7 protein-coding genes are annotated in these 11,748 nt (G+C 73.0%); 2 read left to right on the top strand and 5 right to left on the bottom strand.

Annotated features, from left to right (window positions below):
- Positions 1-38 precede the first annotated feature (38 nt).
- The 3 genes from ACGFMP_RS22200 to ACGFMP_RS22190 all read right to left on the bottom strand — a co-directional run bounded on the left by ACGFMP_RS22200 (position 39) and on the right by ACGFMP_RS22190 (position 4,348).
- Entirely contained in the window at positions 39-1,577 is a 1,539-nt protein-coding gene (locus ACGFMP_RS22200) for a protein kinase (protein WP_393674521.1), read from the bottom strand.
- On the bottom strand, positions 1,574-2,197 hold the full coding sequence (locus ACGFMP_RS22195) for a hypothetical protein (RefSeq protein ID WP_393674519.1): 624 nt from the start codon (positions 2,195-2,197) through the stop codon (positions 1,574-1,576). Before ACGFMP_RS22195 ends, ACGFMP_RS22200 begins: the two co-directional genes overlap by 4 nt.
- A gap of 93 nt (positions 2,198-2,290) precedes the next feature.
- Entirely contained in the window at positions 2,291-4,348 is a 2,058-nt protein-coding gene (locus ACGFMP_RS22190; protein ID WP_393674518.1) for an N-6 DNA methylase, read from the bottom strand.
- A gap of 199 nt (positions 4,349-4,547) precedes the next feature.
- Here ACGFMP_RS22190 and ACGFMP_RS22185 point away from each other — a divergent pair, with 199 nt between their 5' ends.
- Both ACGFMP_RS22185 and ACGFMP_RS22180 read left to right on the top strand, forming a co-directional pair.
- Entirely contained in the window at positions 4,548-5,240 is a 693-nt protein-coding gene (locus ACGFMP_RS22185; RefSeq protein WP_393674517.1) for a hypothetical protein, read from the top strand.
- 202 nt (positions 5,241-5,442) lie between these two features.
- Complete coding sequence (locus ACGFMP_RS22180; protein WP_393674516.1) at positions 5,443-7,047, top strand: DUF2079 domain-containing protein; 1,605 nt, start codon at positions 5,443-5,445, stop codon at positions 7,045-7,047.
- A gap of 117 nt (positions 7,048-7,164) precedes the next feature.
- On the opposite strand, the gene ACGFMP_RS22175 is transcribed toward ACGFMP_RS22180, so the two are convergent.
- Positions 7,165-8,121: a TolB family protein gene (locus ACGFMP_RS22175; RefSeq protein WP_393674515.1), complete on the bottom strand. Its 957-nt coding sequence runs from the start codon at positions 8,119-8,121 to the stop codon at positions 7,165-7,167.
- A 68-nt stretch (positions 8,122-8,189) separates the two neighbouring features.
- Positions 8,190-11,729: a transcription-repair coupling factor gene (gene mfd / locus ACGFMP_RS22170; protein ID WP_393674514.1), complete on the bottom strand. Its 3,540-nt coding sequence runs from the start codon at positions 11,727-11,729 to the stop codon at positions 8,190-8,192.
- Between the last annotated feature and the right edge of the window lie 19 nt (positions 11,730-11,748).

Here is an 11,748-nt window from a genome sequence, read left to right as displayed (position 1 = left end):
TTCCGGCCGTCCCCCCACCCGTGTCGCGGGCCCTGCCGCTATCCCTGCACCTGGCCGAGCCAGGCCAGCGTCCGCTGGATCTCGGCGACGAAGGGGTGGTGCAGGCCGTGCACCCGGCCCGCGTCGTAGAGCAGCCGGGTGAGGACGTCGTGGGCGGCGGCCCGGTCGCCGACGGACAGCAGCAGATGGGCGGTCCTGCGGCGGATGTCCAGCGGTGTGCCGGGGCTGGTGCCGGAATACCGCTCGAAGTACGGGAGCAGCACCCGGTATTCGGACAGCGCGGCCCGCGGGTCACCGAGGTGTTCCAGGCACTGCGCCGCCTCGTAGCGGAACTGCAGAGCCTGGCGGTCGGCACCGCCGTACTGCGAGGCGAATTCGTCCGACAGGCGGCGCAACTCCGGCAGCGCCCTGCGGTACTGCCCGTCCTCCATCAGCGTCGCCGCGAACTGCTTGCGCAGGGCGCGCAGGACCGGCGAGTGCTCGCCGTGCTTCTCCGCTGCGGCCGGGATGATGCCGCCGAGCAGGTCGACGGCCTGGGTGATCCGGCCCGCGTCGAGCAGCCGCTTGACCTCGTCGACCGCCGTCGCCAGGTCGGCGCCCTTCGGCGCGTGCGCGGGGCGGGGGGGCGTCGGCGGAGGCACGGTGGGCGGCGCCGCGGTGGCCTGGTCGGGCCAGGGCGCCTGCGGGCGCAGGAAGGGCCGCGTCGGGTCGAGCGGGCCGGGCGCACGGTGCCCGGACCCCGGCGGCGGCAGCAGGGCGGCCAGTTCGCGGTAGACGTCCTGGGCTCCCGCCGGCCGGTGCTGCGGGTCCTTGGCGAGCAGCCGCAGCACCAGGGACTCCAGCGGCTCCGGCACCTCAGGGCGCAGCAGGCGCAACGGAACCGGCGCCTCGTACAGGTGCCGGTGCAGCACCCCGAGCGCCGTGGTGCCGGCGAACGGGACATTCCCGCTGAGCAGTTCGTGCAGCAGCACGCCGAGCGCGTACAGGTCGGTACGCGGGCCTACCGCGCCGCCCATCGCCTGCTCGGGCGCCATGTACGCCGGGCTGCCGATCGGCGAACCGGTGTGGGTCAGCCGGGTGGTGTCGGTGTCCATCACCGACGCGACTCCCAGGTCCAGCACGGTGAGCGTGCCGTCCGGCCGGACCATCACATTGCGCGGCTTGAGGTCGCGGTGGACTATCGGCACCGCGTGGACAGCGGACAGCACGGCGCACAGCTGGGCCGCGACCGCCACCGCCCACGGCCAGGGATAGGGCTCGTGCTCGGCGAGGTGGTCGCCGAGGTCGGCCCCCTCCACGTACTGCATCACCAGATACAGCTCGTCGCCGTCCGCCCCCGCGTCATGGACGGTCACCAGGCCCGGGTGGTCGACCTGGGCGGTGACCCGGCACTCCCGGTCGAACCGCCGGCGCAGTTCGTCGACGTCGGCGCCGTCGGCGACCTTGTCGGGCCGCAGCAGCTTCACTGCGACCCGACGGTCGAGGCGGCGGTCGTAGGCGGTCCACACCTGGCCCATTCCGCCCTGGCCGATGACGGTGGCCAGTTCGTACCGGCCGGCGATGAGCCGACCGATCATCGGCCCTCCTCCTTGCGGAGGTAGTCGCTCAACTCGTCGAGTTCCGCCCGCACCTGGTTGATCCGCGGCTGCGGCTGTGCCGGCGGCGGGGTCTGCTCGGGCACGGGGGTCGGCGTCGGCATCGAGGTCTGCGCCGGCATGGGCGACTGGGTCTGCATCGGCGCGGGCCGCGCTATGCCGCCGTGCACCGGGCCCCCGTGCATCGGCCCGGGTGTCGGGCCGTACGAGCTTGCGTACGGGTTCTGCGGCGCGTAGCCGGTGGGCATCGCGTAGCCGGCCGGGCGGGTGTCCTTGCGCCTGATGTCCATCACGAGGAAGTAGGCGGGGGTGCCGAACATGCACACCAGCACGGTCAGCGTGCCCGCGTTGGACTGCCAGCTGTCGGTGTTGTCGTGCGCCAGGCCGACCAGGGTGTAGCCGATGATGATCGCCACGATGTCGAGCACCATCAGCGCCCAGTCCAGCGGGTGTCGGCGCACCACTGCCAGCCGCAGCAGCGAGCCCCACGCGAGGAAGCCGAGCGACAGCACCGGCAGGGCGGTGAAGATCACGCGCAGCCAGATCACCACCCCGCGACCGGCGGGACGGGGCTGCGGCGGGGCGATGCCGGGGCCGTACATCTGGTGCTCCTGGTCGTCGAAGCGGATGACTAGTCGAGAGCGTATCGGCCGCAAAGGACAGGCGGCGCCCCTTCCGCCAGGGCCTGTGGACAACTACCCGGGACGCACCGTGCCGTCGGTCAGCCCGTCGTAGAGGCCCTGCACCAGCAGGTCGCCGAGCTGGGTCGCCTGGCGCAGCGTCTCCTCGAAGGCGGCGAGCGTGCGGAAGCGCTCGCCGTACCGCCGCTGGTCGGCCAGCGGCAGCCTCGGCACCTGCAGCCTGCGCACGTCGAGCCGGGTGGACGTCGAGGCAAAGCTGCTGGCCTGGCGGTTGTTGGCGGTGCCGCGCAGGAATCCGGCGAGGAACCACGGGTCGAGGGCCGAGGTGTCGGGGCGGAGCAGATACACGTTGCGCCCGAGGGCCGCGCCGGCCGAGGCGGCGTCCACGACCCGGGCCACCGCGCCGCCGCCGAGGACCGGCACCACCACGTCGCCCTCCTCGACCACCACCGGCTCCTCGACGGAGCCGTCCGGGCGGCCCGGCGGGAGCAGGCCGGTCGGGTCGCCGCCTGCGACCACGTCGTGCTCGGTCAGCACCGCGCGGGCGGCGGCCGAGCCGTCCGCGGGAGCGGTGCCCCCGCCGCCCGCGCGCATCAGCAGCGCGCCGGCCCTGGCGAGTTCGCCGACCGTCGTGGTCGGCCAGCGGGCGGGCTCGCCTGCCGCCGGGGGTGCGGGCGCTATCTCCGCGGTGCGGCGCAGGGTCATCGCCAGCCGGTCCCGGACGGACTCCAGCGCGGCGGCGCCGCCTTCCGCGGCCGGCGGCGGCAGGTGCCGCGCGGGGGTCACGTCCACGTCGTCGTCGAGAAGTTCGATCACGGGCAGGGTGCGATTGACCCCGGGGCGGTCCGGCACCGCCCCGTGCCCGTCGAAGGCGGTCCATGCCTCGATCGCGGCGGCGCTGACGGCGTACCAGGGCGCCTTCTCCGCTCCGTGTCCCGGTATCCCGGCGGCGTCGAACAGCAGCAGCTCCGCCGGCGGACGCCGGTCGGGCTCCGGCTTGCGCAGCACCCACAGGTGCAGCGGCAGTCCGTGCGGCGGGGCGGCGCCCGCGGGCAGCGCCACGACGGCGCGCAGCGCGCCGCGCCGCAGCAGGTCGGCGCGCACCCGGCGGCCGGAGCGGCGCGACGCGGCGGCCGGCGGCATGAGCATCACGACGGTGCCGCCGTCGCGCACATGGGCCAGGGAGTGCTGCAGCCAGGCGAGCTCCGACTCGGTACGGGCCGGGAATCCGTACTCCCAGCGCGCGTCGTAACCCAGCTCGTCGTGGCCCCAATTGCGCTCGTTGAACGGCGGGTGGCACAGCACGGTGTCGACGGAGTCCTCGGGGAAGGCGTCCTCCCGCAGGCTGTCCCCCGAGGCGACCCGGACTCGGACGGCCGGATCGGTGGCCATCGCGATCCGCAGCGCGGTGAGGGAGGCGAGCTCGGGGTCGATCTCCTGCGCGTGCACCGACGCGGTGGGTGCGCAGGCACGCAGCAGGGCTCCGCTCCCGCACGCGGGGTCGAGCACGCTGCCGGGCCGCTCGCCCGCGAGCGCGGCCATCAGCTCGGCCGGCCCCTGCGGGGTGAGGGTGAACTGCCGGGGGTTGGCGTCCAGATAGCGGCCGAACAGGAACTCGTAGGTCTGGGCGGGGCCGGTGTCCTGGGCGAACTTCGCGGTCGTGCGCAGCAGGGGGACCGCTTCGTCGAGGCTGTCCGGCAGCCGCACCGGGTGCTCGGCTCCGAACCTCGCGGCCAGTACCGCTTCCATGTCCGCCGGCAGGCGTGCGGCGAGCTCGTCGTCGGTCGCGGCGCTGTAACTGATCTGGAGGCGGGGGTCCTCCTGGAAGAGCATCAGCAGGGATCCCGCGATGCGCAGCGCGGCCGGCACGCCGTCGGGGTGGCTGTCGGCGCGCTGCCACAGCCGCTCGTGCAGCGGTACGGAAGGAAGCTTGCCCTGCTCGTGGAGCCAGCGCTCGACGGCTGACAGCTCATAGGTGGGGCTGGTGTCGGACCCGCCGACGGGCCTGGGGAAGTCGTCGTGCCGCCGGCGCCAGTTGCTGACGGCGGCCCTTCCGACACCGGCCAGCCTGGCGATTCCCGCCGCTGTCACCTCGCTCGCGTGCTCGGGCACGGTCTTCTCCTTCCCCCGGTTCGTCCGCGACGCCTGTCTGCGTGGTTGCGAGCATACCCAGCGATCGTGGTCGGACCCCTTCACGACGTGAACATCACTCGTTCGAGAATCGGTGTTGACTCGGTTCACAAGAAGATGCTGTCATGGTGGCAACGGTTCACAGGGCCATCGAGGCCCGCCGAGCACAGGGGGGAATCCCATGTCCAAGCTGTCTCTCGTCCGCCTCGCCGCCGCGGGCACCGTCGCCGCCGTCCTCGCGATCGGCACGGCGGCCTGCGGCCCCGCGGACGACTCCGCCTCGTCGACCGGCTCCTCGGCTCCGGCCGCGGGCAAGGCGACCGCCGGCGCCTCCTCGGCTCCCGCGTCGGCGCCCGCGAAGAAGAAGGAGGACAAGCCCGGGGCGAAGGCGGCCTTCAAGGGCGACGGCACCTTCCAGGTCGGCACCGACATCCAGCCCGGCACCTACAAGTCCAGTGGGAACGACGACGGCATGTGCTATTGGGAGCGGGACAAGGACGCCAAGGGCTCCACCGACTCGATCATTTCCAACGACACGGTCGCCGGCAGCAGCTACGTGACGATCAAGAAGACCGACAAGATCTTCACCTCGACGGACTGCAAGGACTGGTTCGTGGCCGGCGCGGACAAGGCCGGTGCGCCCAAGACGTCGATGGGCGACGGCATGTACAAGGTCGGCACCGACATAGTCGCCGGCACCTACAAGGCCAAGGGCGGCGACACCTGCTACTGGGAGCGCGACAAGGACGCCCTGCACGACGTGGACTCCATAGCCGCGAACGACAACGTCACCGGGGCGGCCGTGGTCACCATCACCAGCGGTGACGCCTACTTCAAGACCTCCGGCTGCGGCACCTGGGCCAAGACCGCCTGACCGCCGCGACCTGCCAGGACCGCAGCTGCCCGGCCCGCCCGCGGAGGGGCGGGCGGGGCGGTCGGGGCCGGACCGGGAGGGGCTACGGGGGCCGCCGGGCCGGGGAGGCGGAGGCCGGGTGGTCACCATGGGTCCCGCAAGGACAGTCCCGTCCCGTATCTTTTCCGGCAGACCCCGACCCCGCTTCCTCGGGAGGACGACGATGGACAGGGCCGAGGCCGTCATACCGCAGCACAGCGGCGAGGCCGCGCCGCGCGCCGCCCTGCCGGGCTCCAGCGGCCTCGCGGCGCTGAGACTGCGGGCGGCGGGGGTGCGGCCCGATCCGTACCTGCTGGGCGCCGTGTTCTTCGTCGCCTACGTCCTGCTGTCGCTGACCCGGTATCGCCGGATGCTGACGATGTCGTGGGACCTGGGCATCTTCGAGCAGGCCGTGCGCGGTTACGCGCATCTGCAGGCGCCGACGACCCCGCTGAAGGGCCCCGGGTTCAACGCGCTCGGCGACCACTTCAGCCCGATCACCGCACTCATCGCCCCCTTCTACCGGGTCTTCCCGACTCCGGCCACGCTGCTGGTGGCCCAGGCGCTGCTGTTCGCGCTGTCGGTGGTCCCGGTGACCCGGTGCGCCGGGCTGCTGCTGGGCCGGGGGCGCGGGCTGGCCGTGGGCGCGGCGTACGGGCTGTCGTGGGGAGTGCAGCGGGCGGTCGACTTCGACTTCCACGAGGTCGCCTTCGCGATGCCGCTGCTGGCCTTCTCGCTGGAAGCGGTGATCCGCAAGCGCTGGGGTGCGGCGATGTGGTGGGCGCTGCCGCTGGTGCTGGTCAAGGAGGACATGGGCGTCACGGCCTCGGCGATCGGCGCGATCGTCTGGTGGCGCACCCGGGAGTCCGGGGAGCCCGGGGCGTCCGTCCCGGCGCAGGCGACCGCGCCCGGCGGGCAGAAGCCGGCCGGCGGCGCCGCGGCGGACGCGGCGGACCCCGACGGCGCGGAGCATGGCAGCACACCGGAAGGGGGTGAGCAGGTGGAGGCGCCGCTGAGCGACGCGCAGCGTTACGGACCATGGGCGATCGGGCTGATGGGCTTCGGGGTGGCGGCCGCCGCGCTGGCCCTCGGAGTGCTGATCCCCGCCTTCCACGGCCCCGGATACGACGCGTTCAACCACATCAACGGCGACGGCACCATGACCGGGCGGATCCCGTTCGGCACCGCGGTGCGCACCCTGCTGTGGTTGCTGCTGCCGACCAGCGGGCTGCTGGCGCTGCGGTCGCCGCTGATCGTGGCGGCGCTGCCGACGGTCGGCTGGCGGTTCCTCTCGCACTACCCGGAGAACTGGGGCACGGCCTGGCACTACAGCGCGGTGCTGATGCCGATCATCTTCCTGGCGCTTGTGGACGCGGCGGCCCGGGCCAGGCAGAGCCCTCAGCCGTGGCTGCGGTCGTACGCGTCCGGGGTGCCGGCCGCGGCGGTCGGGGCGGCGATGGCGCTGACCCTGTCCCTGCCGCTGGCGTCCCTCAGCCACACCGACACCTACAAGGTCGATGCGCGCACCAAGGCGGTCGAGAAGGTGCTCGACCTGATACCCGACGGCGCCACCGTCGAGGCCAACGTCGGGCCGATCAGCCGGCTGGTCCACCGCACCACCGTCTACTGGGTCGGCGGCACGGCCGGAGTGGTGCCGCAGTACATCGCGATCGACAATTCCAGCGGGTGGGTGCCGGACCCGACGACCTACGGCTCACAACTGCACCCGGGCTCGACGTACACGCAGATCGCCAACCAGGACGGCTACGTGATCCTGCGCCGCAACTAGGGTCTGCCGGATCCTGCGCCCCGTCCGTCCCCGCCTGGTCAACCCTGCGCCGGCCATTCCCTGCGCGGGCCATTCCCTGCGCCGGCTATCCCCTGCGCCGGCTATCCCCTGCGCGGGCTATCCCCTGTGCTGGGGGCCGTCGACCGGGTAGTCGACGTAGGCGAAGCGGCGGCTGTCGGGGGACCAGCTGTTGACGTTGAGGCTGCCCTGGCCGCCGAAGAAGGCGAGCAGGTCGCGGGGAGGGCCGCCGGCGGAGTCCAGGAGGCGCAGGACGACATCGCGGTCGGCGGGATGGCCCTCGGTGCCGGGCGGGAAGCTGATGTAGAGGATGTGCCGTCCGTCGGGCGAGGCGTGGGGGAACCAGTTGACGCGCTCGTCCGAGGTCAGCCGGGTCAGCTCCGAGCCGTCCGGGCGCATGCGGAAGAGCTGGGCGTGGCCCGGGACGTCGGCGCCGTGCTCGGAGTTGAAGAGGATCCAGCCGCCGTCCGGGGTGAATTCCGGGCCGTCCGCGGGAGCCGGGCCGTCGGTCAGCCGGGTGTCGGGGCCGCCTGCCGACGGCAGGGTGAAGATGTTGCGGTAGCCCCACTCGTCGCCGCCGTAGGGCTCGACGCCGACGTAGGACAGGGTGAGGCCGTCCGGTGAGACGCCGTGCAGGAAGTGCCGGAAGGGGCCGGGGGCGCGGTCGTTGGTGACCCGGCGGGCCGGGCCGCCGGCGAAGGGCACCGCGTGGATGTGCCCGTCGCCTGCCGACAGGTAGACGGTGGCTCCGTCCGGTGAGAGCACGTGGTCGTTGTTGGCGTCGGTGATGCCGCCGGTGTCGATGACCTCGGGCAGCACACCGTCGCCGTGGTCCCCGTCGCCGTGGGCGGCCTCGGCGGGGATCCGCAGCAGCAGGCCGTCCTGGTTGACGACCAGCCAGCGGCCGTCGGGCGACCAGTTGGGCGCTTCCAGGGCGCTGTCCGCGGTCTCGTACACCAGCCGGGGCTCGCCGCCGTCGATGTCGCCGACCAGCAGCCGGGCGCGTTGCCCGGGGGCCAGCGGCCTTACGTTCGTCCCCGCACCGGTGATCGTCACGCCCGCACTGTAACCGCGGGCGGGATGGCGGTCGCCGGGCGGGGCGACGGCTGAGCAGGGGGAAGGGGTCAGGTGCCGAGGATGGTGGTCAGGAAGTCGGCGGTCCACTGGAGGAGTTCGCGGCCGACCACGGGCTTGCCGCCGATGCGGGCGGAGCCGGGCCGGGGCACCAGCACCTGGTGGGCGGCGGGCTTGAGGACGGCGCGCGGGTGCAGCCTGGACAGCCGCAGCTCCTGCGACTCTCGCAGCTCGACGGGGCCGAAGCGGATGTTGGAGCCCTGGAGCGTGATGTCGGTGACGCCGACCTTGCGGGCCAGCATCCGCAGCCCGGCCACCAGCAGCAGGTTCTCCACCGGCTCCGGCATCGGGCCGTAGCGGTCGACCAGTTCCTCACGGACGGCGGTGACGTCCTCCGCGGAGTTGGCGGCCGCGATGGCGCGGTAGGCCTGGAGCCGCAGCCGCTCGCCGGGCGCGTAGTCGTGCGGGACGTGCGCGTCGACGGGCAGCTCGATCTTGACCTCGAGCAGCGTCTCCTCCGGCTCACCGCCGGACTCCAGGGCGGAGCGGTAGTCGGCGACGGCCTCGCCCACCATCCGCACGTAGAGGTCGAAGCCGACGCCCGCGATGTGGCCCGACTGCTCGCCGCCCAGGAGGTTGCCGGCGCCGCGGATCTCCAGGTCCTTCATCGCGACGTACATGCCCGCGCCCATCTCGGTGTGCTGCGCGATGGTGGCGAGCCGTTCGTGCGCGGTCTCGGTGAGCGGCTTCTCCGGCGGGTAGAGGAAGTAGGCGTAGCCGCGCTCACGGGAGCGGCCGACCCGGCCACGCAGCTGGTGCAGCTGGGACAGGCCGAAGGTGTCGCCGCGCTCCACGATCAGGGTGTTGGCGTTGGCGATGTCGATGCCGGACTCCACGATCGTGGTGGAGACCAGCACGTCGAACCGCTTCTCCCAGAAGTCGACCACGACCGACTCGAGGGCCGCTTCGCCCATCTGCCCGTGGGCGGTGGCGATCCGCGCCTCGGGCACGATCTCCCGCAGGCGGGCGGCCGCCCGGTCGATGGACTCGACCCGGTTGTGGATGTAGAAGACCTGGCCCTCGCGCAGCAGTTCACGCCGGATGGCGGCGCCGATCTGCTTCTCCTCGTACGGCCCGACGAAGGTCAGCACCGGGTGCCGCTCCTCCGGCGGGGTGGTGATGGTGGACATCTCCCGGATGCCCGTGACGGCCATCTCCAGGGTTCGCGGGATGGGGGTGGCGGACATGGTCAGCACGTCGACGTTGGCCCGCAGCTTCTTGAGCTGCTCCTTGTGCTCGACGCCGAAGCGCTGCTCCTCGTCCACGATGACGAGGCCGAGGTCCTTGAAGCGGGTCTCGGACGAGAACAGCCGGTGGGTGCCGATGACGAGGTCGACCGACCCGTCGAGGAGCCCCTCGAGCACCGCCTTGGCCTCGGAGTCGCTCTGGAAGCGGGACAGCGCCCGCACCTTGACGGGGAACTGGGAGTACCGCTCGGAGAAGGTGCCGAAGTGCTGCTGTACCAGCAGCGTCGTCGGGACCAGCACGGCGACCTGCTTGCCGTCCTGCACCGCCTTGAAGGCCGCCCTGACCGCGATCTCGGTCTTGCCGTAGCCGACGTCGCCGCAGATCAGCCGGTCCATCGGGACGGACTTCTCCATGTCCTCCTTGACCTCGGCGATGGTGGTGAGCTGGTCGGGCGTCTCCGCGTAGGGGAAGGCGTCCTCCAGCTCGCGCTGCCAGGGGGTGTCGGGCCCGAAGGTGTGGCCGGGGGCCGCCATCCGGGCCGAGTACAGCCGGATCAGGTCGGCGGCGATCTCCTTGACCGCCTTCTTCGCCCGTGCCTTGGTCTTCGTCCAGTCGGCGCCGCCCAGCCGGTGCAGCGTGGGGGCCTCGCCGCCTACGTACTTGGTGATCTGCTCCAGCTGGTCGGTGGGCACGAACAGCCGGTCGCCCGGCTGGCCGCGCTTGGCCGGGGCGTACTCGACGACCAGGTACTCCCGTGTGGCGCCCTGGACGGTGCGCTGCACCATCTCCACGTAGCGGCCGACGCCGTGCTGCTCGTGCACGATGTAGTCGCCGCCGACCAGGGTGAGCGGGTCGATGGTCTTGCGGCGCCGGGACGGCATCCGCCCCATGTCCTTGGTGGTGGACCGCTGCCCCGACAGGTCGGTCTCGGTCAGCACCGCGAGCCGCAGCGCGGGGTCGATGAAGCCGTGCTCGATCGAGCCCGTCGCGACGTGCACCACGGAGGGCGCGAGGTCGGCCAGCTCCAGGTCGAGCCGGGCCGCGATGCCCTCGCCCGCCAGCACCTCGGCGACCCGGGCGGCCGGGCCCTGGCCCTCGGTGACGTAGACCGTCCGCCAGCCGTCGGCGATCCAGCCCTTGGTGTCGGCGAGGGCCCGGGCGGTGTCGCCGCGGTAGAGCTCGGGGGCGCGCATGCCCAGCTTGAGGGTGTCGCCGTCGAGTTCGTCGGCCTCGTCGGCGGCGAAGGGGCTCACCGACCACCACGGCAGGCCCAGCTCGCGGGCGTGGTCGCGGACGTCGGCGATCGGCCACAGCGAGGCGGCGCCCAGGTCGATCGGCGCCTGGCCGCCGCCCGCCGACGCCGCCCAGGACGCCTCGAGGAATTCCTGCGAGGTGGCCACCAGGTCGGCGGCCCTGGTCCGCACCCGCTCCGGGTCGCACACCACGGTCATCGACCCGGCGGGCAGCACGTCGAGCAGCAGCTCCATGGAGTCCACCAGCACGGGGGCCAGCGACTCCATGCCCTCGACGGCGATGCCCTCGGCGATCTTGTCCAGCAGTTCGCGCAGCTCAGGGTGCTCGACGGCCAGCTCGGCCGCGCGCGCCCGCACCTCGTCGGTGAGCAGCAGCTCGCGGCAGGGCGGTGCCCACAGGCCGTGTTCCGCGACCTCGAGGGAGCGCTGGTCGGCGACCTTGAAGTAGCGGATCTCCTCGACCTCGTCGCCCCAGAACTCCACGCGCAGCGGGTGTTCCTCGGTCGGCGGGAAGACGTCGAGGATGCCGCCGCGCACCGCGAACTCGCCGCGCTTCTCGACCAGCTCCACCCGCGCGTAGGCGGCTGCCGCCAGTCCGTCGACGACCGCGCCGAGGTCGGCGCTGCCGCCGCTGGTCAGTGCCACGGGCTCCAGGTCGCCGAGGCCCTTGACCTGGGGTTGCAGCACGGAGCGGATCGGGGCGACCACGACCCGGACGGGTCCGGCCGTCGGGTCGTCGGCGCGCGGGTGGGCCAGGCGCCGCAGCACGGCCAGCCGGCGGCCGACGGTGTCGCTGCGGGGGGACAGCCGCTCGTGCGGCAGCGTCTCCCACGCCGGGTACTCCACGACCGTGTCGGGCGGCAGCATGGAGCGCAGCGCGGCCGCCAGGTCCTCGGTCTCCCGCCCTGTGGCGGTGACGGCGAGGACCGTGCGCTGCGCCTTGGCGGCGAGCGCCGCCACGGCCAGCGGGCGGGCGGCCGGCGGGCCGACCAGGTCCACATGGGGCCGCGATCCGGAGACCGCGGCCTGGACCGCCTCAGCCAGCGCGCTGTCGGCTGCGACTGCGTCGACCAGACCGTTGAGACTCATACAGGTTCCGTCCCGGGGT

This window comes from Streptomyces sp. NPDC049040, assembly GCF_043197715.1.
Classification (GTDB): Bacteria; Actinomycetota; Actinomycetes; order Streptomycetales; family Streptomycetaceae; genus Actinacidiphila.
This window is presented reverse-complemented; position numbering and strand designations above follow the sequence as displayed.